Annotated in this window: 27 protein-coding genes; 10 read left to right on the top strand and 17 right to left on the bottom strand. The window is 48.0% G+C overall.

The window, feature by feature from the left end:
* Window positions 1-20 precede the first annotated feature (20 nt).
* The 3 genes from IEV19_RS00570 to IEV19_RS00560 are packed head-to-tail and all read right to left on the bottom strand — an operon-like array spanning window position 21 to window position 3,068.
* Complete coding sequence (locus tag IEV19_RS00570; protein ID WP_188368761.1) at window positions 21-1,106, bottom strand: AMP-binding protein; 1,086 nt, start codon at window positions 1,104-1,106, stop codon at window positions 21-23.
* The gene (locus IEV19_RS00565; RefSeq protein WP_188368760.1) at window positions 1,090-2,025 is read right to left on the bottom strand and encodes a CPBP family intramembrane glutamic endopeptidase; all 936 of its coding nucleotides are present in this window, start codon (window positions 2,023-2,025) and stop codon (window positions 1,090-1,092) included. The genes IEV19_RS00570 and IEV19_RS00565 overlap by 17 nt, the downstream gene beginning before the upstream one ends.
* A 5-nt stretch (window positions 2,026-2,030) precedes the next feature.
* Window positions 2,031-3,068 (bottom strand): o-succinylbenzoate synthase, encoded by a 1,038-nt coding sequence (locus IEV19_RS00560; RefSeq protein WP_188368759.1) that lies wholly within the window; start codon window positions 3,066-3,068, stop codon window positions 2,031-2,033.
* Window positions 3,069-3,120: 52 nt separating this feature from the next.
* Between IEV19_RS00560 and IEV19_RS00555 the strand changes: the two genes are divergently transcribed.
* The gene (locus tag IEV19_RS00555; RefSeq protein ID WP_188368758.1) at window positions 3,121-3,912 is read left to right on the top strand and encodes an SDR family oxidoreductase; all 792 of its coding nucleotides are present in this window, start codon (window positions 3,121-3,123) and stop codon (window positions 3,910-3,912) included.
* On the opposite strand, the gene IEV19_RS00550 is transcribed toward IEV19_RS00555, so the two are convergent.
* From IEV19_RS00550 to IEV19_RS00505, 10 genes are all read right to left on the bottom strand, one after another.
* The gene (locus IEV19_RS00550; RefSeq protein WP_188368757.1) at window positions 3,913-4,593 is read right to left on the bottom strand and encodes a metal-dependent hydrolase; all 681 of its coding nucleotides are present in this window, start codon (window positions 4,591-4,593) and stop codon (window positions 3,913-3,915) included. It abuts the gene before it with no gap.
* 25 nt (window positions 4,594-4,618) lie between these two features.
* Window positions 4,619-6,580, bottom strand: coding sequence for a sensor histidine kinase (locus tag IEV19_RS00545; protein WP_188368756.1), 1,962 nt, complete (start codon window positions 6,578-6,580; stop codon window positions 4,619-4,621).
* 651 nt (window positions 6,581-7,231) lie between these two features.
* Window positions 7,232-7,984, bottom strand: a complete 753-nt coding sequence (locus tag IEV19_RS00540) for a LytR/AlgR family response regulator transcription factor (RefSeq protein ID WP_188368755.1) — start codon at window positions 7,982-7,984, stop codon at window positions 7,232-7,234.
* 36 nt (window positions 7,985-8,020) lie between these two features.
* Window positions 8,021-8,923, bottom strand: coding sequence for a 1,4-dihydroxy-2-naphthoate octaprenyltransferase (gene menA / locus IEV19_RS00535; protein WP_188368754.1), 903 nt, complete (start codon window positions 8,921-8,923; stop codon window positions 8,021-8,023).
* Between the two features lie 4 nt (window positions 8,924-8,927).
* On the bottom strand, window positions 8,928-9,527 hold the full coding sequence (locus tag IEV19_RS00530; RefSeq protein ID WP_188368753.1) for an SPOR domain-containing protein: 600 nt from the start codon (window positions 9,525-9,527) through the stop codon (window positions 8,928-8,930).
* A gap of 140 nt (window positions 9,528-9,667) precedes the next feature.
* Window positions 9,668-10,501: a CvfB family protein gene (locus IEV19_RS00525; protein ID WP_188368752.1), complete on the bottom strand. Its 834-nt coding sequence runs from the start codon at window positions 10,499-10,501 to the stop codon at window positions 9,668-9,670.
* A 57-nt stretch (window positions 10,502-10,558) separates the two neighbouring features.
* The gene (locus IEV19_RS00520) at window positions 10,559-10,903 is read right to left on the bottom strand and encodes a DUF2853 family protein (RefSeq protein ID WP_188368751.1); all 345 of its coding nucleotides are present in this window, start codon (window positions 10,901-10,903) and stop codon (window positions 10,559-10,561) included.
* Window positions 10,904-10,912: 9 nt separating this feature from the next.
* The gene (menD, locus tag IEV19_RS00515) at window positions 10,913-12,691 is read right to left on the bottom strand and encodes a 2-succinyl-5-enolpyruvyl-6-hydroxy-3-cyclohexene-1-carboxylic-acid synthase (RefSeq protein ID WP_188368750.1); all 1,779 of its coding nucleotides are present in this window, start codon (window positions 12,689-12,691) and stop codon (window positions 10,913-10,915) included.
* Between the two features lie 54 nt (window positions 12,692-12,745).
* The gene (locus IEV19_RS00510) at window positions 12,746-13,810 is read right to left on the bottom strand and encodes a chorismate-binding protein (protein WP_188368749.1); all 1,065 of its coding nucleotides are present in this window, start codon (window positions 13,808-13,810) and stop codon (window positions 12,746-12,748) included.
* Complete coding sequence (locus IEV19_RS00505) at window positions 13,791-14,213, bottom strand: PaaI family thioesterase (protein ID WP_188368748.1); 423 nt, start codon at window positions 14,211-14,213, stop codon at window positions 13,791-13,793. Before IEV19_RS00505 ends, IEV19_RS00510 begins: the two co-directional genes overlap by 20 nt.
* 366 nt (window positions 14,214-14,579) lie before the next feature.
* Here IEV19_RS00505 and IEV19_RS00500 point away from each other — a divergent pair, with 366 nt between their 5' ends.
* The 6 genes from IEV19_RS00500 (at window position 14,580) to IEV19_RS00475 (ending at window position 18,815) form a co-directional block, all read left to right on the top strand.
* Window positions 14,580-15,281 (top strand): Crp/Fnr family transcriptional regulator, encoded by a 702-nt coding sequence (locus IEV19_RS00500; RefSeq protein ID WP_188368747.1) that lies wholly within the window; start codon window positions 14,580-14,582, stop codon window positions 15,279-15,281.
* 193 nt (window positions 15,282-15,474) lie between these two features.
* Window positions 15,475-15,978: a hypothetical protein gene (locus IEV19_RS00495; protein ID WP_188368746.1), complete on the top strand. Its 504-nt coding sequence runs from the start codon at window positions 15,475-15,477 to the stop codon at window positions 15,976-15,978.
* Window positions 15,979-16,106: 128 nt separating this feature from the next.
* On the top strand, window positions 16,107-16,628 hold the full coding sequence (locus tag IEV19_RS00490; RefSeq protein WP_188368745.1) for a hypothetical protein: 522 nt from the start codon (window positions 16,107-16,109) through the stop codon (window positions 16,626-16,628).
* A 141-nt stretch (window positions 16,629-16,769) separates the two neighbouring features.
* The gene (locus IEV19_RS00485) at window positions 16,770-17,411 is read left to right on the top strand and encodes an alpha/beta hydrolase (protein WP_188368744.1); all 642 of its coding nucleotides are present in this window, start codon (window positions 16,770-16,772) and stop codon (window positions 17,409-17,411) included.
* Entirely contained in the window at window positions 17,408-17,980 is a 573-nt protein-coding gene (locus IEV19_RS00480; protein WP_188368743.1) for a GNAT family N-acetyltransferase, read from the top strand. Before IEV19_RS00485 ends, IEV19_RS00480 begins: the two co-directional genes overlap by 4 nt.
* Window positions 17,981-18,116: 136 nt before the next feature.
* Window positions 18,117-18,815: a hypothetical protein gene (locus tag IEV19_RS00475; protein WP_188368742.1), complete on the top strand. Its 699-nt coding sequence runs from the start codon at window positions 18,117-18,119 to the stop codon at window positions 18,813-18,815.
* Window positions 18,816-18,817: 2 nt separating this feature from the next.
* Here the strand turns inward: IEV19_RS00475 and IEV19_RS00470 are convergent, their stop codons facing one another.
* The 3 genes from IEV19_RS00470 to IEV19_RS00460 form a co-directional block, all read right to left on the bottom strand.
* Complete coding sequence (locus IEV19_RS00470; RefSeq protein ID WP_188368741.1) at window positions 18,818-19,780, bottom strand: hypothetical protein; 963 nt, start codon at window positions 19,778-19,780, stop codon at window positions 18,818-18,820.
* A gap of 102 nt (window positions 19,781-19,882) precedes the next feature.
* On the bottom strand, window positions 19,883-21,790 hold the full coding sequence (dnaK, locus tag IEV19_RS00465; protein WP_188368740.1) for a molecular chaperone DnaK: 1,908 nt from the start codon (window positions 21,788-21,790) through the stop codon (window positions 19,883-19,885).
* Between the two features lie 180 nt (window positions 21,791-21,970).
* Window positions 21,971-22,429: a nuclear transport factor 2 family protein gene (locus IEV19_RS00460; RefSeq protein WP_229732437.1), complete on the bottom strand. Its 459-nt coding sequence runs from the start codon at window positions 22,427-22,429 to the stop codon at window positions 21,971-21,973.
* Between the two features lie 94 nt (window positions 22,430-22,523).
* On the opposite strand from IEV19_RS00460, the gene panB reads away from it, so the two are divergent.
* Both panB and IEV19_RS00450 read left to right on the top strand, forming a co-directional pair.
* Complete coding sequence (gene panB / locus IEV19_RS00455; RefSeq protein WP_188368739.1) at window positions 22,524-23,342, top strand: 3-methyl-2-oxobutanoate hydroxymethyltransferase; 819 nt, start codon at window positions 22,524-22,526, stop codon at window positions 23,340-23,342.
* Between the two features lie 51 nt (window positions 23,343-23,393).
* Window positions 23,394-24,095 (top strand): RluA family pseudouridine synthase, encoded by a 702-nt coding sequence (locus tag IEV19_RS00450; RefSeq protein ID WP_188368738.1) that lies wholly within the window; start codon window positions 23,394-23,396, stop codon window positions 24,093-24,095.
* Window positions 24,096-24,103: 8 nt separating this feature from the next.
* Here the strand turns inward: IEV19_RS00450 and IEV19_RS00445 are convergent, their stop codons facing one another.
* On the bottom strand, window positions 24,104-25,648 hold the full coding sequence (locus IEV19_RS00445; RefSeq protein WP_188368737.1) for a hypothetical protein: 1,545 nt from the start codon (window positions 25,646-25,648) through the stop codon (window positions 24,104-24,106).
* A 146-nt stretch (window positions 25,649-25,794) separates the two neighbouring features.
* Between IEV19_RS00445 and IEV19_RS00440 the strand changes: the two genes are divergently transcribed.
* Complete coding sequence (locus IEV19_RS00440; protein WP_188368736.1) at window positions 25,795-26,967, top strand: 2-isopropylmalate synthase; 1,173 nt, start codon at window positions 25,795-25,797, stop codon at window positions 26,965-26,967.
* The last annotated feature ends 1 nt before the right edge of the window (window position 26,968 follow it).

The following is a 26,968-nucleotide window of genomic DNA, read 5'->3' as shown; positions in this document are numbered from 1 at the left end:
CTTTCATTAAAGTCGTCCTTTCAAAGGATTTCCTTCCTGATCGATTCGCGTTTCACCTTGCCGGATTCCGATTGCGGAAATTGATCCAGGTGATGTATTTCCTTTGGTATTTCAAATTTATCCAGGTTCTTCATCCCTGAGATCTTCTCGAGCAGCCCCTGTTCTTCCTTTCCTTCAATTACCAGAATCAACTTTTCTCCCAATGTATCGTCCGGTTTTGAGGTCAGGATAAAACGGCCCTTGACCACAGGTCTCAGTTTTTCTTCGATCTGCTCAGGAATCAGTTTTACCCCCCCGGAGTTGATGACGTGGTCCCATCGGCCAAGCCAATCGAATTCCGTTTCCGAAATCAGATTGACCAGATCATTGGTCTTAAGCTTATCCTGTCCCAGTTCAGGAGCGTGAATGACGAGGCAACCTCTCTCATCAGCTGAAACGGTAATGCCGGGTAAGGTGTGGAAGTGTTCACCTCCTCCTATCGGAGGCACTTTTTTGTCTACCTCAACATATCGTACGGCGATATGGGAACAGGTCTCAGTCATCCCGTAGGTCTCATAAATTCTGGTGTTGCACCCTTTCAGGCTTTCCCTTAGCTTTTGGGGGATGGGAGCGCCTCCTACAAGAAGGGTCCCGATCCTGTTCAGGTCCTTTATTGATTTCTCGAGCTGCATGGGCACCATGGCGCAAAGATCATACGATTTGTCCGATCCTGTCAAAGGTGTAGAGGAAGGCGTTACCGTATCCAGGGAAAGTCCCAGGACCATTGCCCTCACCAGCATCATCTTGGCAGCGATATGGCTTGCCGACAAACACAGAAGCGCTGTTGATTTTTCCCGGATCCCAAAGTACGTACCCGTTGCCAGGGCAGAATTCACCATCGCCTGTTTGCTCAGGGTGATCGCCTTGGGTTTGCCGGTAGAACCGGAGGTCCTGACCACCACTTCTTCCCGAGAAGAGATCCAATCCATCAGGAAGTCACCAATCAGCCGTTCCTCGCTGTCACCTTCCTTGATCAGGCTGTAAGCCACATCCTGGAGTTCGTGATGGGTATAATGGAAACCCTGTAACTTAAAATGGGGATGTATTTCGTTAAAATGTCTTTGCATGTGAATGATTTTGTAGGAATTCCTCTTTAGAAGCTACCCGTCCCGTCAGTTTTTCCTTCCAGTTCGTCCACCCGTATTTTTTAGAAAAGAAGTACAACAAGAGAGGGAACAAAACAAAAACGGGCACCAGGATGTCCCACCCCAGGACGGGATCAGAGATATCTCTGTAGATCGAATGGGTCTGGAATGCCGTCCAATCGGCCGTGACCAACAAGGCTCCGAAGAGGTTATTGGCCGCATGGAATCCCAGGGCAAGCTCCAGGCCCTCATCCATCAGGGTGATGATTCCCAGGAAGAGGCCAGTACCGATATAGAAGACCATGACCCCGGGTCCGAGTTTTTCGACCTCGGGGTTTCCGAGATGCATCAGACCGAAAAGCAGGGAGGTAACTAATAGGGGCAACCAGCGATTGCGAGCCAGCAGACCGATCCCCTGCATCATGTGCCCACGAAACATATACTCCTCGAAACTGGTTTGAAGGGGGATCAGAAGGATCGCGATGGCTGCCAGTTTCAGAAATGGCATCAACTCAAAATTCCATTTGAAATCCTCGGGCGAGAAGTAGACATCCACCAGGGTCATCAAAACGGTGATCCCTCCCCAAAGGAGAAAAGCAAAGCCCATTCTTTTCCAGTCGATTCGCTTTCTGGAAGTTGTAAATGCCCGGATCGATTGGGTTTGTACGAGCTTCACCCATCCCAGCAGGAAGAATAGGCCGAGAGCCAATGGAAAGAGCAGGAGAATTAAGACCACGTTGGAACCCAGCTGATCTATCAGTTGTGCCATCATCACGTCAACACTTACCGGAGAATACAGGACGGATATATAGTTGAAGACCATAAAGATGATAAAGCCCAAAGGCAGGATCCAGAACTTCCAGTGAGCAAAACTGCCTTCGTATCCTTGTTCGATATACATATTTTTCAAATAAGATTCATATTCCACGGCCTGTCCTTTCGATACCAAAGGTGGCCATTTTGTACCTCAAGCGGACTCTCTATATTGTTTGAGAACAGTTTTCCTGTACCCAGGCCCTGAGGCATGGGGCTCCGGAGCGTAAAGGTCCACTGGGCTATCGCATTGAGCCCGATGTTGCTTTCCAGGGCACTGGTAACCCACCAGCCTATTCCCATTTCCCCGGCCAGGGCTATCCATTCTTCGCTCCCCCTGTATCCTCCCACCAGGCTCGGCTTCAAGATAATATATCGGGGATTGATTATTTGTAGCAATTCCTTCTTTTTTGTTTCAGAAGTAATCCCGATCAATTCTTCATCCAGGGCAACATCCACCAGACCGGCCTGGCAAACTTCCCTCATAAGTTCTGCCTGACCGGGATTAACGGGTTGCTCTATGGAATGAATATCCAAAGCTGAAAGCCGTTCCAATTTCTGGAAAACGTCTTTCCTTCCAAAGGCTCCGTTGGCATCTACCCTCAATTCGATCTCATCTGCGGGGTATTTCGCTCTGATCGCCTTGAGGATATCGATCTCAGTTTCAAAATCGATGGCCCCTATTTTCATTTTAAGACAATTGAAGCCTGCATCCACCTTTTGTTTGAGCTGTTCTTCCATATACCCCCGGTCGCCCATCCAGATTAAGCCGTTGATGGCAATAGGCGATGCGGATTCGGTAAAGGCAGAAGGATAAAGAATAAACGGGTTCTTCGATTCCAGGGAGAGGAATGCCTGTTCAAGTCCGAATTGAATGCTGGGATAGGCCGATAGTTCAGCCAGAAGGTTGTCCAGCCCCAATTCTATGTTGCGGCAAACCCACTGTAGCTTTTGTTCGTAATCCGGAACGTCGTCTGCACTCAGGCCTCGAAAAACGGCACACTCCCCTATTCCCAGCCTCTCACCATCCCTCAGGATAAGGAACCAGGTCTCTTTTTGGGTCAGGACTCCCCGGGAAGTACCCCCGGGTCTGATGAAGTCAAGCAAGTGTCTTTTACAGGATGCTTTCATATGGGAATGCTGCAAATTTAGCTATATTTTGACTCATAAAAAGATCTTGCGCATGAGGATTAAAGACCGGGTCATCTGGATCACCGGAGCTTCTTCCGGGATAGGTGAAGCACTTGCCTATAAACTGAGTACTCTGGGAAATACAATCATCCTTTCTTCCAGGAAGAAGGACGACCTGTTGAAGGTCCGGGATAATTGCGAACACCCTGATAAGGTGATGCTCCTTCCACTGGACCTCAGCAGGAGTGAAGAGATGAAAGAGATCGCAGATTCTGCGATTAAAATGGCCGGACGGATAGACATGCTGATCAATAACGCAGGGGTAAGTCAGCGCTCCCTGATCGCTGAAACCTCCCTGGAGGTCTACAGGGAACTCATGGAGGTAAACTATATGGGAACCCTTGCCCTGACCAAAGCCCTGCTACCCCATTTTGTCGATAACGGAGGGGGACATTTCGTAACGGTTACCAGCCTGATGGGTCGGTTTGGCAGTCCGCTCAGGTCAGGTTACTGTGCTGCCAAACACGCTTTACACGGATTTTTCGACGTTCTCAGGATGGAGCACGAGAAGGACGGGGTCTGCGTTACACTTATCTGCCCGGGGTTCGTGCAGACAAAGGTGGCCTATAACGCCCTTACCTCAGACGGTAGCAGGCAGGGCGTGAATGACAAGGCTACTGCTGAAGGCATGAAACCGGAAGTCTTTACCGATAAAATGATCCGGGCTGTCGAAAAGGGAAAGTACGAGGCCTACATAGGTGGAAAGGAAGTCTCAGGTATTTACCTGAAACGATTCTTCCCCCGACTGCTGCACAGGGTAGTCCTCAGGAGCAGGGTGGTCTGATCAGAGAGCGAGGGTCTCCCCTATCGCCAGCAGGTGCAATTCCTTGCCGGCCTTCTCAAAAGTCTCCCTGGCCGCTTTATGGTCGATCTCTATATATCCAAAAGTATCGTAGTGGTAGCCGAGTACCTTGTCGCATTCTACAAAATCAGATGCGACCACGGCGTCTTCAATCCCCATTGTGAAATTATCGCCCACAGGGAGTACGGCCAGATCTAGTTTAAACTGCATGGGAATGAGTTTCATATCCATGGTCAGAGCCGTATCTCCGGCAATATAGACGTTCTTTCCGTCTGCACTGAGGACAAATCCCCCGGGCTGCCCCCCATAGGAACCATCGGCAAAGGAGGAAGTATGTACCGCCTGAACGTACTTAAGGGCGCCAAAGGGAAACGTCCAACTGCCTCCGTGGTTCATGGGATGCACCTCACAACCTTTCTCCTGGAAGTGCATGGCGATCTCGTAATTGCTGATGATCGTGGGTTTACCGTGTTTTGCGATCTCTTCTACATCCAGGACATGGTCCTGATGTGCGTGGGTAAGGAGTATGAAGTCGGGCTCGAGTCCTTTTAGAGAAATCGAATCCTTTACCATGGGGTTGCCTGTGATAAAGGGATCCACAAGGATAGTGTGTTCTGAGAGTTTAATGGACAGGGTGGCATGCCCCAGAAAGGTGATTTCCATGAGATACGATTTTAGTGGTTCTAATTTATTTAAAATTGAACCAAAATCGAACCCCTTCTGTGGTTTTATCGATATTTAAAGTGGATTGCAACTGATTGACCAATCGGTTCATCAACCGGATACCCATGGAAGAATTGGCCCTGTCCTCCGAATCCTCAGGGAGGCCTACTCCATTGTCCGAATATTCAAAATACCCCTGATCCCCATTCTTGCGTAGATGGATATAGATCTTGGCATTGTCCTTTTCTTCCGGGAAGGCGTATTTGAAGGAGTTTGATACCAGCTCATTCAAAATAAGGCCAAAAGGGATCGCCCGGTCTATGTCGAGTTCCACCCCTTCTGCATCAATGGTGATATTGATGTTATGTCCGCCTTTCATGAATACGGACTGAACGCTGTTTATCAGGCTTTCGATATACCCCTGCATTTCGATCACCGAAAGGTCGTCATTCTGATAGAGCTTCTGGTGGATAAGCGCCATTGCCTTCACCCGGCTCTTCCCTTCTTCCAGGGCTTCGATGGCCGCCTTGCTTCGGGTATTTTTTGTTTGGAGACTCAGCAAACTCGATACCATCTGCAGGTTGTTCTTCACCCTGTGGTGTATCTCCTTCAGGAGAGAATCCTTCTCTATGAGGGCGTTCTCAATAATATGCTTTTGTTCTGCGATCAGCCGCTGGTTCTTTATACTTTTCAGATAGGCAAATACCAGACCTGCAAAACCAAGGAGGGTGAAAATAAGGGAAATGAAGATCAGGTTGCTGCGCTCGTCCATGGCAGCCATATCACTCTTGGTCTGTTCCATGGCAAGTGTGGTCTCATTCATCTTTCTGCGAGTAGCCTCCAGGTTTTCCTCTGAGATGATGGACGCGAGTTGTTGTCTTTTAATGGCCGATTCACTGGCCTCCAGAGAATCCTGGATGCGCACATTTTTCTTGAGGTAGTCGGACAGATTTTCGTAATCCCCCAGGCGGTCATAATAAGCTGCAAACAGCCGGTTTTTTTTGATGATCTGACTGACCTTGGACAGTTCAAGATCGAGATCCAGATATTCCTTGGCCACCTTGAGACGTTCCATCCTCAGATGACATTCGGCCAGGAATAACACGTTCTCGTTGACATCGTCCGAAGCCCGGCCTATATTATTTTCCTCTATGGTCGAAATACTGGTTTCCAGGTAGGGGATGGCCTTGTCATACTGCCCCATCTGGACATAGCATTTACCTATGTTTCCGTCGATGATCCCTTTGAGGATGTTTGCCCTTATGATCTCACTTTCAGTCTTAACCTCAGTCATGTCATTGAGGTAGACATTGATAAAACCGTTGGCTTTTGAGAAATTAGTAAGGGCGGTAGAGGTGGATTTATCCAGCAGGAGAAATTTTCCAATTGAATTGTGGTATTCGGCCCTGGCAAAAAAGTCATTGTCCTCAATGGTATTTGACTTCTCCTGGATGTACTCCCTCATGGCCTGGCGATGCAGCCCCAGGTTGGAATAAATATCGTAGAAAGAGATCTTGTCCTTGAGTCCGAGTTCCCTTTTCTGTTTGCGTATCTCTACCTGTTTGTCGTAAAGTTCCAGACGGGCATAGATGGCGTCGAGCAGATTCAGGAGGACCTCGTTAGTTTCGAGGTCAAGTTTGTGCTTCTCACTGTAGATCCTCGTAGCTGCCGAAACACTCTTTTCATAGTCCCCTATATCAAAATAGATCTGGGATTTGATCAGCCTGTATTTTCTTGATGAGATCGTGTCGCCTCCTATCTCAGCATTCTTGATGAAGCGGTCGACCGCATCCAGCCAGTCGTAGGCAGAATGCGTGTTGTACCTGTTTACGGTGTTAAAGAAGATGTCGAACCTGTCAGAAACGGAACCCGCTTGCTCGAATTTTACCAGGGCGTCATTGTCTATGGGTTCCAGCTCCTGGGAGTACCCCAAGGCTGAAAGCATGACCAGCAGTAAAATAAAAAAAATGCCGCGCTTTTTTGCCATATCACCCTCCTTCAGGAGTCGTTAAAACAGGTTGTATTTCCGGAGTTTCACCAGCTGAAAATCGACCCTCAAAATTACCATTAATTAACGGTACGTATAAAAATATGTTGTAAACAAAGGGGTTTGTGTGGTGATTTGCACCACAGGGCTTTATGCGTTGCGATAATTTCAGGTGTTTCCTGTTGAGTTTCAAGTATTCTTTTCGAGTCAGTTTTCTTCCTTGATCACAGCATAAAAAAAAGCCATGCATAATTGCATAGCCTTTCGGTCGAATTATAAGAAGGTAAGATTTGGGATGTTCGAAGAACGCTTAAAAATAGGAGTAACTGACCTGGAGGCCATCACTTTGTTGTAAAATCGCCCGTAAGTGTTGTGAAGTTGCAGAAAATGTATGTGAAGATGGGTGGGAAGGCTCTCGTCACGTCATTGTGCAAGATGTACTCAAAAAAAAGGGTCCGCCTGATTCTGACGGACCCTTTCACGAGAACACTATATGAAAATGAAAAAAAGGTAAATCCTGATTTTCACTCCAAATTACCTCAAAGATGGATTATTGAAAAAAGTTTGTTGTCAAAACGAGTTAACTTGTGGTGTAGAGAAGGCTCTACCCCTTTAGGGCCGTCAAAGAGATCAAAAAGAAGGATAAAATGTCTAGGAATTCATCGCAGAGATGATGAACTCCTTGAATTCCTTAGAGATCGGGATCAGGGTGTTGTTGATCATTATATCCTTGGAATTGATAGCGTCGATGTGGTCTACATTGACGATATACGACTTATGCGCCCTGTAGAACTTATTTCTGGGTAATTTTTCCAGATAGTCCTTCAGTGGCGATCGCACCAGGAATTTCTTGTCTACCGTATTCACCTCCAGGTACACATTATCGGCTTTGATAAAGCGTATATCTTCAAATTGAATTCGGTAATACAGGTGTTGTTTCTTAACGAAGATGGAATCCTTCAAGACAGAATTGGAAACCACTTTTTCAGCAGTGTCCCCTCCGGCGCTTTCCCCTTTCTTCTCGGAATAATCGTAATTGGATAGGGCGATCTCAATGGCAGTATAGAGGTCTTGTTGCTCAAAAGGTTTTACCAGGTATCCATTGGGTTTCACCGTTTTCGCATTCTCCACGGTAGCCCTGTCGGAGTTGGATGTTACAAAGATAAACGGGATGTTGTAGTTCTCCCGGATGTGTTTCCCTAGGTCGATCCCTGTTTTGTCTGAAGCGAGGATGATATCGATCAATACGAGGTCTACGTGCTTGCTCTTCAGGACTTCCTCGGCCTGTTCATAAACGATGACATTATCGACGATCTCGTATCCAATTTCTTCCAGCATGGACTGCATATCGTCGGCGATGATCACATTATCTTCAACAATAAGGATCTTGATGGGCTCTTCCAAAATGTATGGGGTTTACAATGGTTATGGTTCTCAAATTTACGAAAAAATATTAAACGCAAGATAAAAGAATACCGCCAGGGCGAAGGTGCTAAGGGCTACTTTCTTCAGTTCGGGATCGAAGTTTTCGGGCTCTTTCACCCGGTACACTTTAAGGGCGTGAAGCCCCAGGGGCACATAGGCCAGGAGGCACAGGTAATGAACCCAATCCGTGCTGTAAATCGAGAGGTAAACAGCCATGCAGACCCCGGAGAAGAGGAGAAGTGCGTAGTGGTAGCGCTTGGCATTTCGTATCCCCAGCTTTACGGCCAGGGTATTTTTTCCTGCCCTGGCATCGGAACCGGAATCCCTCATATTATTGAGGTTCAGCACAGCCGTACTCAACAGTCCGATCGACACCGCCGGTAGCACATCTGCAGCTCTGATATCCTTGGTATACAGGAAGAGGGTACCCAAAACGGCAAGCAGGCCAAAGAACCCAAAGACAAAGAGGTCTCCAAGGCCCTTGTAGCCATAGGCAGAATCCCCTACCGTATAACGAATGGCTGCCCAGACCGCGAGGGCTCCCAAGAGGGTGAACAAAAGAAAATACTCAGGGAAGCCGTCGAATGCTTTGTACAGAAGCATACCCATAAACACCAGTGTGATCAGAACGGAGATCAGGATGCCGGTTTTCAGTTCCCCGGCAGTCAGGGAGCCGCTTTGCATGGCTCGTCTGGGTCCTATCCGTTCCTCGTTGTCGGTGCCTTTGATGCCGTCCCCGTAATCATTGGCCAGGTTAGAGATGATCTGCAGCCCCAAGGTGCTCAAAAGGGCCCACATGAAGATGGTGGTATCTGATTTCCCGTAGATTGAAGCCATGCCCGAACCGACGAGGATGCCGGATACCGATAAAGGCAAGGTCCTCAAACGAACCGCACTTACCCAGGCTTTTGCTTTCAATACGTTAGTTGGCAGGTTCTATTTTAAGTCGCTTTCCTTCCTTGTAAGAAGCCACAAAGGCATCTTCAAACCCTATGTTCACCAGTTGCTTCCGGAACTTCTGGGCCTCTTCCAGGGTCTCGAAATTACCCAGGGAATAGGAATAAAAAGGATTGGTCTTGACGAAGAGTGTATTGTTAAGCGACTTTGAGGAAAGAGTGAGGTTGTTGTCTACAAACGACTTAACCTGAACGGAATAGATAGTTTCTTTTTCCAGGAAATTCTTTGCCAGGTAAAATTCTTTTACCAGGCTCAGCTCTTCGTTTTCTTTCTTCAGATTGTCGATGCGGGCTTTGAAACTCTCGAGGCTGTCAAGAGGAACTGAAAAGCTGGTTTCAGACTTGTTGAAATTTGAGGTGCTCCACCCCGCCGTGAAGGAGGTGATCGCCAGTGTGGCGATGAGGAAAAGAACGGTAACCCCGGCAAAGATATTCCGCTGTATCTTGCTTCGTTTCAATTCTTTGTTCTTGTATTTGATCTGGTCCAACAGGCGCTCATTGATGATCTGGGCCTTGTCTATATCCTTGTGGAGTTCCAGTAAGTCACTCTCCTCTATAAATGGCATAAAATTGCTGGTTTAAAAAGTGGGTTACTAATATAACCAAAAAGCTAAGAATCAAAAAAATAATGGCCCCGAATTGGAGAATAAAATTCAGTATGGATTCGCCTGATACGAACAGAAGGTAAAATTCAAATGCGCATAGACTATTTTACTATGCGGATACCGTCTCCGGACAGATCGATCTTCCTTGCTTTGTACAGAGTGCCAATGGCTTTTTTAAAGGTCTTTTTGCTCATAGGGAATACGGCCCTGATATCCTCCGGGCTAGATGCATCGCTGAGACCGAGGTAGCCTCCCTCTTCCTGAAGCCTTCGGTAGATCTGCTCGGCTGCCGGTTCCAGAGCCTTTAGCCCAACGGGTTGCAGAACGATGTCGATTTTGTTATCCGGCCGGACATTTTTGACATAGCCTTTCAGCGCATCCCCTACCGAGATATTCCGGAAGACATCGCTGTGAAAGATGAGGCCCCGGTACTTGTCATTCACGATCACATCCCACCCCAAATCCGAACGACGGTAAGCGAGCAGGTCCACCTCTTCGTTAACCGAAAGTTGAGGTTTCTCCTTGCTGAAATGCCTGTTGAGTCGAGTTGAGCCCGCCAGGCGAAATGATTTCTCATCCAGATAGCAGTAGACCACTGCCCAGCTCCCGGCCTCCAGCCTGCCCTCTTGTTCCCGATACGGGACCAGCAGATTTTTCTCCAGTCCCCAGTCGACAAAAGCACCGATCTCGTTTACCTCGGCTACACGCAAATAGGCAAAACTGTTTCGTTTTACAAAGGGCCTCAAAGTTGTAGCAATTGGCCTTTCCTCATGGTCCAGATAACAAAAGACCTCGATCTCCTGCCCGATCTCAAAATCCTCCGGAACATACTTTGTAGGGAGTAACAGGTCGTCCACGTCCTCATCACCCAGGAATAAGCCCACACTGGTATTTCGAAGCACGGTAAGCTTGTTGTAGTTTCCCAACTCGATCATGACGTGGTGGATTTAAGGTATTGTTTGCAGAAAAGGAGGTGCCATTCAGGGTGTGATTCAACCATAGACTTCTTCCTTCCCGAATTTCCTGGCCAGGAGATAATAGATAACGGCCCTGTATTTGGTTCGTTCGGAAGCCCCGTATCGATCCATGATCTCCCGGATCGCTGCATCCAGATCGTCGGATTCTTTCAGCCCAAGTTTTCCGATCAAAAAATTTTCTTTGACCCTTTGCAGCTCCTTCTCATCCGTTCCCGATACATTGGCCGAATCCCGGTTGTAAATAGACGGGCCCAGGCCGATGGTCACTTTCTTCAGCAAGACCATGTCGGGTTCTATATCGAATTTATCACGCAAAGCCGTTGCGTATTTCTCAATGAGTTCATCTCTTTTGTTTGCCATTGCTTCTGATTAGGTTTGCGATTTGCCGGATGAAGATAGAAAATCGAAATAGGAGAGCAAAATCCTGTCGTTCACATCAGAGGGTGTTCTCACTTCCAGTAGCTGAGGCCTTTCTGTCGGGTCGAAAAACCCCTTCAGGGCTGTCCGTAGCTCTTCCTTGGTGGCAGCCGATCTGTATTCCAGGCCGTGCAGCTCGCAAACGGCTCTGGCATCGAGCTCATGGGAAGTCTCAAAAAAGGTCTTAAAATTAGCGGTGTCCTCTTTTCCCGGCAGGATCCGGAAGATTCCCCCTCCCCCGTTGTTGATCAGCACGATCCGGAAATCGGGTCGTATATACCGGTTCCAGAGCCCGTTGATGTCGTAAAAGAAACTCAGGTCGCCTGTGATCAGCACCGTGGGTTCAGGGAAATGCACGGCCGCACCCACTGCCGTGGAGGTGCTCCCATCGATCCCACTGGTCCCGCGATTGCAATAGACCGCCTGATGTTTTCCCATATCAAAAAGCTGGGCATAGCGAACGGTAGAGCTGTTGGCGAGTTGCACCATTACCCCTTTTGGTAAACTCTCTAGGATGCTGTCAAAAGCCCACATATCAGAAAAAGGGATCTGATCCACGTATTCTGTCCTCATGTCGACATAGCGATCACGCACGCTTAACCATCCGTCTCGGTATGCACCCTCTACCTGCTTTACACCGGGTAGAAAAGAAGACAAAAAGGCATTAGGGGAACACGGAAAGTGACGTTCCAGCGCAAAAAAGGTGTCATAAGCCTTGTGCTCGTGCACATGCCAATGATGTTTCGGTTTATGGGTCCTCAGGAAGGCCTTGATCTTTTTGGAAACCACGAGTCCGCCGAAGGTGAGGAGAATATCAGGCTGGAGATCCAAAAACTCCTGTTCTTTGCGATCCGACTTTTCGATGGGAGCAATGATGCTGTCAATACTCGGGATAATGTTCGGGTGGTTCAGGTTAGAGGTGGTCTCGGTAAAGATCAATACCGATGGATCAGATGCGAGTTTCTCCAGCCATTTCGGGTCTATCTCCCCGTCTGGCATTACGCCGACCAGGACCATTTTGCGTTTTGCCTTGTTCCAGTGACCGAGACAGGCAGACAGGTCTCCAATGGGCTCTTCCTTCTTCCGTGGTTTACCGATATCGCTTAGGTGGATTTCCGGAGCGGAAACCGTATTGTAAAGGGGTTCTTCAAAAGGGATGTTTATGTGCACAGGCAGGGACCTTGTGAAAAGTACTTCCATGGCGCGGCCTACTTCCTCCCTGTTGTAAGACGCAACTTCCTTTTGCTGCTCTCCGAGCGCTAATTCTTCATTTAATAATTTTTTGCCGTAGCGGGATACGGTATCGGTGGCATGGCTCAGGTCGAGTTTCAGGTTGGCGGAATACCCGATATGTCTGTCGAATACGTGGTCCTGCCGAATAGTTTGCCCGTCTCCGATATCGATCTTGTAAGGCGGGCGATCGGCAGAGATCACGAGAAGGGGGTGATCGCTGTAGAAAGCTTCAGCAACGGCCGGATAGTAATTTAGCAACGCACTCCCCGAGGTACACAGGACGATCACGGGCTGCCTGAGCTGTTGGGCCATGCCGATGGCAAAAAAGGCGGCGGATCGCTCGTCCACAATGCTGTAACAGGTAAAAAAAGGATCTTCCGTAAAGCCGATGATCAGGGGTGCATTCCTTGAGCCGGGAGAGATCACTACATGAGAAATGCCAAGCTCTTTGCAGTATTGTACCAGAAGTTGAGCAGACGGTATACTTGGGTATCGCATAGGGCTGCAAAAATACGATGCAGGGAACTGCTTTCCCAATCCTGAAAGAGAAATCTACAGCACCCGAAGCACCGTTTGACTCTTGGCCCGGGTCTCTTCCCATTCTTTTTGCTCATCGGAGCTGGCTGTGATACCTCCTCCCACAAAGATCCTGGCCCTGTCCCCGAGAAATTCCATGCACCTGAGGTTTACAAAAAGTCGGGTTTCCCCCTCTTTTTCCCGATGGAGTTCACCCAGATATCCTGTATAATACCCTCTTGCATACCCCTCGTTTTCCCGGATAAAGTTCTGAGCCTCCTTGAGAGGAATCCCGCATACTGCAGGGGTTGGATGCAGGGCCCTGATCACCTCCCCTACCTGGTCGGAGTCGACCTTTCCCGTAAGGGTAGTCTTAAGGTGCCACAGGCTCCCGGCCGCCACGGTCTCCACGGCAGATGTTTCAGTTTTAATTCCCATTTCAGAGAGTGCTGCTCTGATATAATCGGTGACTATCCCCTGCTCCTCTTTTTCTTTAGGCCCCCAGGCAGGTGTCTTACCTTCTTCCTTTTTAAGTGTACCGGCCAGGGCTACGGTCCTGAATTCACTTTTTGAGAAGTGAACGAGGGTTTCCGGGGTAGCTCCCAGCCAGCATCCCACTTCTGGATGATACCAGCAATAACAAAAGGCCGACGGATAGGCAGCCAGCAGGGACTCAAAGATTTCCAGGGCCGACTTACCCGTAGGCACCTCCATGGGCCTGGAAAGCACTACCTTTTTCAGATTTCCTTTTCGGATTGTTTGCACAGCCCTGCGGACAAGATCCTTGTAGCGGTTTGCCTCTTCTACACTTTCCGTCGATTCTGCAGTGGTCACTCCCTTGATTTTGGTAGTCTGATCGGTGGCTTCGACGATCCGGTCTGGAAGGATCATAAAAGCCGGATTATCCTTCCGGAAAGGACTGACGATAAATCCTGAACGGGTCAGATCTACCGGGGCATACAACGAATTATCCTCCTGGAATATCGCCCTGACGACAGCTTCACCGGGATACCTGAATACGGCAAATGGCTTTTTTGCCCTTTGGTGCTCCCCAATCCGGCGTAAAAGTGATTGAAGTGTACTATTTTTTTGGGAGGGCAATGGTCGTGAGTTTACAAAGTGAAACGAGCCGGTCCTCCTCGTCCGTGATACGGATCTCCCATAGTTGAGTTGTCCTGCCTTTGTGGACGATACTCGCTTTGGCATAGACCCAGCCTTCGCGTATGCTCTTAACATGATTGGCTGCAATCTCGATCCCCCTCACAAAAAAAGAGGATCCATCGAGAAATACATAGGAGGCTGCACTACCCACACTTTCGGCCAGGGCTACGGTGGCTCCTCCGTGAAGGACCCCATCCGGCTGGTGGACCTTGGGACTAACAGGCATTCTCGCGATGAGGAAATTCTCTCCTACATCCACGTATTCGATGTCGAGGGTTTCCATCAGGGTGTTCTTTCGAATCTGGTTGCACACCTCTAGTATTTTGGCTTTGTGATCGCTCATGAATTCGGTTTTGACAAAATTAAGCATAATACACTGATCGGAATATATCAGAGAATAACTACAATTCCTTTGATTATTTGCTCACAAAAAGTGTAACATTTTTACTTTTTTATTATCTTATAAGAGAATAACCAACTTGATTACCAAAAGATTATATCTAACCAGCCTAACCCGACCATTTTCCTTTGTTAGCAAAGGAGATGCCCCACTGTTCAGCGTTATGTATTCAATGGTAATCACATTGAACTCACATATTCGGAAACATAGCTGAAAGGCTTCAACATTTTTTTTAAGGTGCAATACCCATAAATGAATGTGGTTTCAGATTGAATTCCGGAAATTAGAATACCGCCTGAACTGTGTGACGTGAATATCGAACTAGAAAAGTACCGGTATTACTTTGAATGCCTGCTTGAGAATCCGCTTTTCCAAAGCGTCCCTCCAGAGGCGATCAGAGAGTTGCTGCGACTTTCCCGAACAAGGAACTGTGATCGGCATACCTGTGTTCTGGATACCACAGACGTTTCCTACCATTTCTTTATAATTGTCACAGGCAAGGTCAAGGTCTATGTGATCGATCAGAAAAAAGACCGCAAACTCACCCTTACCTTATTGAATACCAACGATGTATTTAGCGTGATGTCTCTCTTTGGAGGCCTGAAGAGAAAGGTGTATTACGAGACGCTTGAAAGATCCCAAATGTTGAGTATCCCATTGCCGGAAATGAAAAACTGGCTGCGAAAAAACCACGGCTTTAGTCTGGCTCTCATGCAATATATGGCGGTCAAGATCCAGGGGCTGGAAAATTCGGTTTCCGGAATTGCCCTGGAAGACATACCGACCAGGCTCGCCAAACTATTGTATGAGAATATGGACAACGAAACCGGTGTGATCAATCATATAAGTTCTTTATCCCATGAAGAGATCGGCGCCCTGATCGGCACTACCCGGTCCGTGGTGAACAGGCACCTCAACAGTTTTAAAAACCAGGGGCTTCTAGAAGTAGGTAAAAAACACCTACGGATAACCTCAGAGGAGAACCTGAGGCGGGAATTCAACCTTCCTTAATATTTCCTGTCTTACGGAAAAAATCTTCCATAGTGTTACTTAAGGCACACCTGAGACCTGCAATGTTGTTGTAACTTACAGGTAATCAATAAAATTCATCATCAAATCAATCAAAAAACGGATAGGTTTAAAATATGACTTTGAATCATCCGGATGACAAGAAACTCTTGTTTAATCTAAAACGTAAAGTCTCATGAAAACACTATGCATCAGTCTGGCTACCTTTCTGGTATCCGGTTTCGCCTTCTCACAGAACATGTACAGGGATCCGGGAACGGTAGACCTGAAACTCATTACCGTAAGGCCTCTTAATATTTCGTACGTCCATTCAGTCGTCGATGAGCGAATGCCTGAAACCGTGACCCGGTTAGAACACAAAGCGGCCCGGTACAATATCACTGAAAACCCTGTTTATGACGGGAATTTCGAGGCCTATGAAGTGGTTTTTTCGCATGAAAACGCCACTATTATTGCCACGTACGACCATAAGGGAAAGATCTTACAGACATCAGAACGATTCAAGAACATCACCCTTCCCGCCTTTATCAGAAACAAAATTCACGCAGAGCATCCCGGCTGGACCATCCATTCCGATCTTTACCTCGTGTCTTATTACTGTAATTCGGAAGTAAAGAAGGTTTGCAAGATCCAGCTACGCAAGGACGGAGAGCGCAAGAATCTGAAAATTGAGATTTGACGACCCGCGGGTCAAGACGCCTGCAGTGCCTTGCCACTTGTTCGCATAAAGATAATAGACAACCGATCATCTCATCGATCGACAATGATCGACCTCATTGCACCACTTTAATCTTAAAATTATTCATCATGAAAAAAACAGTTCTCAGTCTAATGTTAATTAGCGCAATCAGTATTGGTTTTGCTCAGGAAGAAGAGCAACCTATAGAATTAGAAGGTGTAACGCTTAAACCTTTGAACCTGGAATATATGTATACAGTGGTAGACAAGAACATGCCACGTTCTGTCCAGCAACTGGAACGCAAGGTAGCCCAGTTCGATATCACCGAATTAGATATCTACAATGGGGATTTTGAAGCGTATGAAGTATTTTTCGAGCAGCATAATGGCTCAATTATCGCCACTTATGACGCCAATGGAAAAATTATGGAATCCTACGAGAGATTCAGGAATATCGCCTTGCCACTTCCCATCAGGGATTATATTGCCGAAAGGAATCCCGGATGGAAGATCCACAAAGACATCTATATCGTCTCCTATTTTGACGACAAGGATGTTTCTAAGGTAGCAAGGGTCCAGTTAGTGAAAGACGGACTTAAAAAGAATCTCAAAATCGATGTCAATGAGGTCTATGCATTGGCAAAGAATTAGCATCAATCAATGCAGTGAGATGGTGAACTGTTGTTATCTGGGAAGTGCGGGACTAGTGCCCGCACTTTTCTTATGTTATTGGGGAAAGGGAAGAATTAAATTCTGAGAACGTATTCCGGGAGGTTTATGTACATTTAATTTGTGGAAGCAGAGAAGCATACGGTCTCTTATACTTCAGTGAATTCCTTTGAATCTCTGAACCGACTCAATCCGGAGACGAAATACATCTGGTTCGCTTTCCACGGGATGGGGCACCTGAGCAAATATTTTCTGAAATATTTTGAGGGTCTAGACCCAAAGTTACACTACCTCATCACCCCTCAGGCACCTTCGAAATACTACCTGAACGGACAATTCAAACACGTGGGTGCTTCCTGGCTTACCAAAGAAGACACTGCACGGGAAATGGAGAACATCCTCTCCTACCTGGATGCCATTATGGATAATATTTCGCTTCCCGTCAATGCTGAACGCATTGTCTTCGGATATTCCCAAGGTGTTTCCATTGCCCTTCGATGGGTGGTGAAAAGAAAGGTCAGGTGTGATCACCTCATCCTTTACGCCGGGGGTATCCCGGAAGAAATCCTGCCATCTGAGGTAACTCATCTAAGAGAAAAGACACGGATAAAGATCATTGTGGGAGACAATGATGAGTACATCACCCCGGAACGATGGGAAAAAGAGAAGGAGAAGATCGAGGCTCTTTTTCAAGGCAAAGCCGAGATCGAGGTCTTTGATGGAAAACACGAGATCAAAAAGGAAATCATAAACACCCTGCCGTGAACCTCGAAGAGATCAGACTGGAGAACCAGCGTGTCCTTTTAGAACCCCTGGCGATATCCCACCTGCCTGAGTTGCTTCCCGTAGCCCTGCAGCCCGGCCTGACGCGGTATTCTCCCTCAAAGATCGATTCAGAAGCAGACCTTACAGCTTATCTCAAGCGCGCTTTGGATCTCCGGGAGGAAAGCAAAGCTATCCCCTTTGTAGTGATCGACAAGAAAATTCAATCAACGGCAGGGTGTACACGTTATATGAACATCGACTGGGTTAATAAGGTGCTCCACATCGGATCTACCTGGATAGGGCGGGAATTTCAGGGAACCGGCCTCAACACGGAGATGAAGCGACTCATGATCGATTACGCATTTGACGAACTCGGATTCGAAAAGGTAGAATTTCGAATAGACGAGCGCAACACCCGGTCCCGAAAGGCCGTTGAGAAACTGGGAGCCGGGCTGGAAGGGATTCTTCGATGCAATGTCTACCTTACTGACGGTTTTAAACGCAATACCTGCTGTTACGGCCTCCTTCCCGAGGAGTGGACGTTGATAAGAAAAACCCTCCAGATTTAGTGCCAACTACTTCTTTTCTCCCCTCTCCCACTCCATAGGGCGAATAAACCATCTCCGGTGCAATATTCCCTGACCCCCTGTCGTTGTTACTACCCAAGAACTCTTAAGCATTAGACTCATCCCAAGTCTGTTTACTATGAAAAATATATACTTCCTGCTTACATTATTCCTGAGCTCCTCCTTTGCTTTTGCCAATTGTACCAACGCTTATGCCTCTGCCGGGTATACGCTCTCCCACGCCAAAAAGTCAATGGAGTCCAACAACTTTGAGCATCAGCAGTACTATGCCGAAAGGGCCCTGTCTGCCCTGGAGAAAACCAGGGATGAAAATGAGACCTGTGGATGTCCTGGAGCCATCGACCCCATACTCGACGGGATAGAAAACCTAAATACCTCGCTGAGCCAGGAAAAGTGGGACGATGCGCGTTACTATACCAAAAAGGCCATTGAAGATGCTCAAAAGGTCCTCTACAGTCTTGATATCTGTGCCATGGGACAGGATGATCAACAGGAAGATAGTCCTGAGGAAATGATCAATGAAACAGAAGACACCTCCGCCACAATTGATACCAAAGCGGCCGAGGAATGGAACGCAAAATTACTCCTGAGACAGAATGCCGCGGACGAACTCGTCTTATTGGAGAAATCCATACGCAACATGGCCTCTCTCTTTGAATGCCAGAGGGCTATGCAGATCGTAAGGGAGCAGAAAGTGAAGTCGGATGAAGAGCTGCGCAAGGAAGATTTATCTGCCCTCAAGTCGTACTATATGTCGCAGGCAGTCGCCTTACACAACAAGGCGCTGTTTGCTCTTCTGGAATGTGCTAAGAATTAGATTTATCTGCCCTTCTCGCCATTCGTGGCTTTTCCGGAAGCCTCTTCTTCGTAATAGGTAATCCTCCTGGTCGTGTACTGATTCTGAGGAGTAATGATCTCTTTGGTCCAGTTGGGCGGATCGTGTGCATCAAACTGGTAAATGTACTCCTGCTTGCTTTCCTGCTTGCCTTGTTTTCGCACCCTGCTTTTCAGGAAGCCGCGTTCGCCGTAAGTGAATACCCATTCGACAGATTTGACAAATGAATCTTTCTCGCCATCATACGTGTACTCCAGCTCCCGGAGTTTTCTGCCCATGGTATCCCTGAAAGTTTCGGTAGCCCTGAAAGGATCTCCTTTGAGATATTCCTTGACGAGTTCCACCTTTAAGGTCCTGTCCTTTTCCTTCTTCTCCGCGGTACGCACAGACTTTTCGATTAGGCCGTTCACCTCTACCGTCCTGGTGACCTCCCTCTTCAGCGTGTCATAGGATATCAGGGTATGATCAATCCCTTCATTCGACGTGCGCGTGATCCCGGTGAGATTCCCCAGGGTGTCATAGGCGTACTCGAACTGGTCGAGGAATTCCTTTTGGTAGGAGTAGATCTGTTCCCGGATGATCTTATTTCCTACTGTGTCTACCCTAAAGAGATGTGCGATGGAAGTCTGACGATCCAATTTGTCCTCCCTGTAATTCTCGATGCGTTTCTCGATCAGGGAGCTGTCCTTATACCGATAATAGGTGATGTCGTAATCCTTTTCGCTGTAGACTGTGGTGATCTTTTCCAGGAGGCCATCCTCCCTGAAATCGAAGGCTTCTTTCCCGTAATCCGTGATGACCAGGCAGCGTTTCACCTTCCCGGAAAGACCGTAATCTCTGGTTGAAAATACCTTAGGCTCCTGGCCCCGACCCATAAAGAGAGTCAGCGACAGAAGTAGCAGTGGTAATCTGGAAAATAGTGACTTAGCGAAGTATAGTTTTATCATCAGTTCAAAATTACACCTTCTTTCCAGATGTAAAAACAAAATACATGCCGAAAAAAAAAGAGGCAGCCGTAGCTGCCTCTCTCATTTATCACTATTTGAGGATTACTTCACCTCTTCAAAATCAACGTCTTCCACGTTGTCGCCTTCCTTAGCACCATCGGCTGAAGCTTGCTCGCCATTGGCTGCAGCTCCTCCCTGCTCGGCGGCTGCCTGAGCTTTGTACATTTCCTCAGAGGCTACTTTCCACGCTTCGTTGATCTTCTCCAAAGCCGGAGTAACCTGATCTACATCCTTGGTCTCATAGGCTTTTTTGAGTTCCTCCAGCGCAGCTTCAATGGGTTTTTTCTTGTCGTCAGACAACTTATCCCCAAATTCACCGAGTTGTTTCTCAGTCTGGAAGATCATCGCATCAGCCTCATTGAGCTTGTCAGCCTTTTCTTTGGCCTTCTTATCAGCCTCTGCGTTGGCCTCTGCTTCCGCCTTCATCTTTTCGATCTCCTCTTCTGTAAGTCCGGAAGAAGCTTCGATCCTGATGTCCTGCGACTTGTTGGTAGCCTTGTCTGTGGCTGAAACCTTAATGATTCCGTTTGCGTCGATGTCGAAGGTCACCTCGATCTGAGGAGTACCCCTTGGCGCAGGTGGAATACCATCCAGGTGGAAACGTCCTATGGTCTTGTTATCAGCTGCCATGGGCCTTTCCCCTTGCAGTACGTGGATCTCCACGGAAGGCTGGTTGTCTGCAGCCGTTGAGAAGATCTGTGACTTCTTGGTAGGAATGGTCGTATTCGCTTCGATCAACTTGGTCATCACGCCTCCCATGGTCTCGATTCCCAGTGACAGAGGGGTCACGTCAAGCAGGAGAACGTCTTTGACATCCCCGGTGAGTACACCACCCTGGATCGCTGCCCCAATGGCAACCACCTCATCCGGGTTTACACCTTTGGATGGTTTTTTCCCGAAGAATTTCTCTACCGCTTCCTGTACGGCGGGGATCCTTGTTGATCCTCCCACCAGAATGATCTCATCTATATCGCTCTTGGAGAGGCCTGCTGATTTCAATGCAGCCTCACAAGGTTCAATTGTTCTTTTTACTAGATCGGCGATCAATTGTTCGAATTTCGCCCTGGCCAGTGTTCTGACAAGGTGTTTCGGCCCGGTGGCTGTCGCCGTTACGTAGGGCAGGTTGATCTCGGTCTGAGTGGAGCTCGACAATTCGATCTTGGCCTTCTCGGCAGCTTCCCTGAGTCGCTGTAGCGCCATAGGGTCTTTTCTCAGGTCGATGTCCTCTTCCTTTTTAAATTCCTCGGCCAGCCAGTCGATGATCTTCTGATCGACATCATCTCCTCCCAGGTGGGTGTCCCCGTCTGTAGAGAGTACTTCAAAAACACCGTCCCCGAGTTCCAGGATGGATACGTCGTGCGTTCCACCTCCGAAGTCGAATACCACGATCTTCTGATCTTTGTCCTTTTTGTCAAGTCCGTATGCCAGGGATGCGGCAGTCGGTTCGTTGATGATCCTTTCCACCTTCAGTCCGGCAATCTCACCGGCCTCCTTCGTGGCCTGCCTCTGGGCATCGTTAAAATAGGCCGGAACCGTGATCACGGCTCTGCTTACGGTTTGGCCGAGATAATCCTCGGCTGTTTTCTTCATTTTTTGAAGGATCATGGCAGACAATTCCTGAGGTGTGTACAAACGACCGTCAATGTCGACCCTGGGAGTATCGTTGTCTCCTTTTTGAACTTTATAAGGAACCCTTTCTGCTTCCTTCTTGGATTCAGAATATTTATTCCCCATAAACCTTTTGATGGAGTAAATGGTCTTGTTAGGATTGGTAACCGCCTGTCTTTTGGCAGGGTCCCCAACCTTGATCTCCCCACCTTCCACAAAGGCGATTACAGAGGGTGTAGTCCGCTTTCCTTCGGCATTCGGGATCACAACCGGCTCATTTCCTTCCATCACGGAAACGCAGGAGTTGGTCGTACCCAAATCTATCCCAATAATTTTGCTCATCGTATCTTAATTTTTATTAATGGATTCAAAAGTTTACGGTTGATTAGGTGTCAAACATAGTGCCAACCCCATATAACTGACAGGTTGTCACACATTTCATGACGATACCCCCGGAAGTACTGTAGAATTGAGTGTTTGGGCATTTAATCCGCAGGGATTTGCCCTGGAAAGAGGCGAAGTTTATTCCAAGCAGCCCTCTCTTCTTCGAGTATCGATGATCTGAAGGATCTTCCAGGACCCCTTGTCGCAAAACAATTGGAAGGCGTTGGCCCCGCAGTGACTTAATTCTCCGTTCACCCAGAATTCATAGGGTGTCCAGGCCTGGGCGAGGTTCCCGTCGACTTCCACAGAGATGGAGAGTAGCCGCTCTTCGAACCTTACCGAATCCGGGATACTTGAGATCGATCTTAAAAAGTTTCCAAACGGTACAGTGATCACACTGTCGGTCCCTGCAGATGATCTGCCGAGGGTTTGCATGCGGATAGCAGGTGAGGCCATCTGCCTGAGCCTTAGTGAATCCTGGGCGTGAAAGGCTTCGAAAAAATCGGTTATGGCCTTTTCAACTGAAACTTTTGGGTTTACCTGTCCCCACCCGGACCACAAGGTCAGCAGGAGTATGACAGTTGCATACTTTTTCATACCGGATACTTTTTTGATCACAGCTCGTGCCGAATGTACACATTAATCCCGAATTGATCTTTTCTCCTTACATTTATCCGGCAAATCAACAACTATGTCTGTCAGTAAGAAAGAGTACAAACGGGTGACGGTAAAGTCGCTTGTAGACATGAAGCAGCAAGGCGAAAAGATCTCCATGCTCACAGCCTATGACTATTCCATGGCAAAGATCGTAGATGCCGCCAAGGTAGATGTCATCCTGGTGGGCGATTCAGCCAGTAATGTAATGGCCGGACATGAGACGACACTGCCAATCACCCTCGACCAGATGATCTACCATGCCTCCTCGGTGATCAGGGCAGTGAACAGGGCCCTGGTTGTGGTAGACCTTCCCTTTGGCAGCTACCAGAGCGATCCCAAGGAAGCCCTGAGGTCTGCTATCCGCATCATGAAGGAAAGCGGTGCCCACGCCGTAAAACTAGAGGGAGGGATTGAGATCAAAGAATCCGTGAAACGCATCCTTAATGCGGGAATCCCAGTTATGGGTCACCTGGGCCTCACCCCCCAATCGATCTACAAATTCGGCACCTATACGGTACGGGCAAAGGAGGAAGAGGAGGCAGAGAAACTTATGGAAGATGCCAAAATGCTGGAAAAGATCGGGTGCTTTTCCATTGTGCTCGAAAAAATACCCGCTGCCCTCACAAAAAAGGTCTCCGAAAGCATTTCAATTCCGACAATCGGGATTGGGGGAGGTCGTCACGCCGATGGCCAGGTCCTTGTGATCCACGACCTGCTCGGAATGACCCACGAGTTCAACCCCAGGTTTCTCAGGAGGTATATGAATCTGTACGAAGAAATGAGCGACGCGATCTCCAGATATGTCAGTGACGTGAAATCGCTCGACTTCCCTAGCGAAGAAGAACAGTACTAAACCGCTTCCGGTCGGGAACTCGCAAAACGTCTAACCCTAATCCTGTACTCCTTGTCCCAGAACAAGATCACCTCCAACCCCGGGAACCTCCAGGTTATCTACGAAGACAATCACCTTATAGCGGTCAACAAAAGAGTGGGTGATATCGTCCAGGGAGACAGGACGGGCGATACCCCGTTGAGCGAACACATCAAACAGTATATCAAGGAGAAATACGCCAAACCGGGAGCCGTATTTCTTGGGGTAACACACCGGTTAGACAGGCCGACTACAGGAGTGGTGGTCTTCGCCCGTACTTCAAAAGCCCTGACCCGCATGAATAAATTGTTTGCCGGGAAGGAAACCAAAAAGATCTATTGGGCAGTGGTTGGGAATAGCCCGCAAAAGGATGAGGGGGTGCTTATTCACTGGCTTAAGCGCAACCCCAAACAAAATAAGTCATATGCCCATATCTCTGAAGTTGCCGGCAGTAAAAGGGCGGAACTCAGCTATAGGGTCGTGCGAAAGCTCGATCGCTACACCCTGCTGGAAATTGAACTCATGACTGGCAGGCACCATCAGATCAGGGCTCAACTGTCCGGCATCGGATGCCCCATAAAAGGAGACCTGAAATACGGCTTCCCCCGCAGCAATCCGGATGGCGGGATCCACCTTCATGCTAGAAGCCTGGGATTTGAGCATCCGGTAAAAAAAGAATGGATTGAATTGGAGGCTGCTCCTCCGCAAGATCCCATCTGGGATGCTTGCCTGTAAGCCATTGCTTACCGAAGTACCGATTGTGCCTTTTCCCGGATCACCTGTGCCACCGGTTTGTTCTCCAGATGGCTCTCCAGCCAGGAGAGGATATCGAGATAAAGGAAGGCCCTTTTTTCGTAGGGATGGTCTTCCAGCGGTTTGAGTCGGTCGTAAAGCTTCTGGAACTCAGCTCTGAGATCCCCGGGATAAATATTACCGAGATTCCTCAAGAATTTGATCATTTCCTTCTGCACCTCATGCAGGTCATTCATTTTCAGGAGGAATTTGTATGTGCTCTTCAACTGCACCTCTAAGTGGTAGTCCATCCCGGCTTCGTAATGGGCTACCAGGCTCAGGACCCGGGCAAAGCACATGAGGTCTTCCCTCATCTTGAGGTTGCGGTTATTGATGATCTTCTTCAGGTAAATTATACAATTCTTATTGTCCCCTACCCCAAAATACAGGCAGGCGATCTTGTAGTAGAAGACCATGATGTGGTGCTCATCTATCCTGTCACGGTGCTTGTTGATCCCGTACTCTATGATCCTTACAAGGTACAAGCCTTTGTCGAATGTACCCTTCAGGAAATGGAGGTTCAGCTTGTTGGCATTGATGTATAGAAAGCTCAGGGACGCGATGTTGTCGTTAGACGGGAAATTATCTCGGGCGACTGTTTTTTCGAGATTTTCCAGCACGGTCTCAAATTGGGAAGCGTATTTCACAAAGAAGAGAGACTCGAGCAAATAGTGATTCCCTTTGAGGAAGAACACGGGATTGAGGTTGATCATCTCTTCGTACTCATAGAAGAGGTCTACCCACTTACTGGCGTATTTGTAACAGGAGAGGAAGTCCTGGGTCAGGAAACTGTACCACAGATACGCCTTGTACAGCCAGAGTTTCTCCCGAAACCCCAGGGTGTTCAGGTCATAAACCGGGAGATGTGAATCAAAATACGATTTCACCCGTGCCAGGTCTTCTTCATTTCTCACATAGCCCACCTTTAGCATCATGCTGTACAATTGAAGTGACAGGTTAGACAGTTTGCTGGTCATTACATTCTGCTCAGACAGGGTTTTGGCCTGTACCGCCAGTTCATCTGCCCGGTCGGGGATGCTGCGGGTGATATACTGGGTCTCAATGATCTTCTCGAGTTCTACGATCTCGTATGCGATGTTCTTCTCTTCATTCTCGATGGCGGTAGATTTTACCTTGTCGAGGATCTTGAGGCTCTGCTTGTAAAGTCCTTTCTGGTATAGGATGGTGGCGAAATCGAGTTGTTCCCTCAGCTGTACCCTGATATTCTGATTTACGGGATTAAGCCTGAGACTGACCAGGATCTGTTTGTAGAGGTGGGCCTTCAGGTTACTGAGCTGGGCTTTTTTGACAATCCCGCTGGCCAGGATGATCTTTTCGTCATAAGCTTTCATCTTGTCCATAAGGTTGAACAGGGCCAGAAATTTGGCATCCGTGTTCACCCCCAGCCTTCCCACATAGAGCTTGAATTGCCTCTTTTCTGACTTTGAGAGGGATTTGACCAGGACAAACAACGCGTCCTTACTGACATTTGTCATCGTAAAATGATATGCTTATAACGCTGATATTCAGCTAATTAATTATATAAAAAAGTATATTAACGTTGTAAATGCCTCACAACCACTGAATTGGTTTTGCGAGGTTGTAATACATTCGTTATGGTGAGTAAAATTAAGTAATTCTAATGAGCAAAGATAAAGTATACATTTTTGATACCACGTTGCGTGACGGGGAGCAGGTCCCGGGCTGCAAGTTGGATACGAAACAGAAGCTGGTCATCGCCCAAAGATTGGATTCCCTGGGTGTGGACGTCATTGAAGCCGGATTCCCCATTTCGAGTCCGGGCGACTTCGCCTCCGTTAAGGAAATTGCCAGGGTAGTGAAGAATGCTACGGTGTGCGGACTGACCCGATCCGTGAAAAAGGATATCGAGGTGGCTGCCGAAGCATTGCAACCGGCTAAAAGACCGCGCATCCATACAGGGATAGGCACGTCAGATTCCCACATCAAATACAAGTTCAATTCCACCAGGGAAAAGATTATGGAAAGGGCCGTAGATGCGGTAAAATATGCCAAGAGCTTCGTAGAGGACGTGGAGTTCTACGCAGAGGATGCCGGGAGAACTGAAAACGAATTCCTGGCCAGGATCTGTGAAGAGGTCATCAAGGCAGGAGCCACGGTACTGAATATTCCGGACACTACCGGGTATTGCCTGCCAGAGGAATACGGTGCCAAAATGAAATATTTACGAGAGAACGTCAGGGGTATTGAAAAGGCCATCCTTTCCTGCCACTGTCATAACGATCTGGGCCTGGCAACGGCCAATTCCATTTCAGGGGTTATTAACGGTGCAAGACAAATTGAATGCACCATCAACGGTATTGGAGAACGAGCCGGAAACACTTCCCTTGAAGAGGTCGTCATGATCCTGAGACAACACCCCTACCTCAACCTCGACACGGGGATCAACAGCAAACTCCTGTACAGTACCAGTCAGATGGTATCTGAGAAAATGGGGATGCCTGTCCAGCCCAACAAGGCCATAGTGGGGTCCAATGCTTTTGCCCACAGTTCCGGGATCCACCAGGACGGGGTCATAAAGAAAAGAGAGACCTACGAGATCATAGATCCCCATGAGGTAGGTGTAGACCACTCTTCCATCGTCCTGACCGCCAGAAGCGGAAGGGCTGCGCTTGCGTACAGGGCAAAAAAGATCGGATACGAACTGACCAAGGTTCAGCTCGATGTGGTCTATGAAGAATTTCTCCGCTTCGCAGACAGGAAAAAGGAGATTCTGGATGAGGATATCCACCAGATCGTGGAATCCGCAGATGTCAATATCGAAAGCCTCGCCTAGC

The sequence above is a fragment of the Muriicola marianensis genome (assembly GCF_014638095.1).
Lineage (GTDB): Bacteria > Bacteroidota > Bacteroidia > Flavobacteriales > Flavobacteriaceae > Muriicola > Muriicola marianensis.
This window is presented reverse-complemented; position numbering and strand designations above follow the sequence as displayed.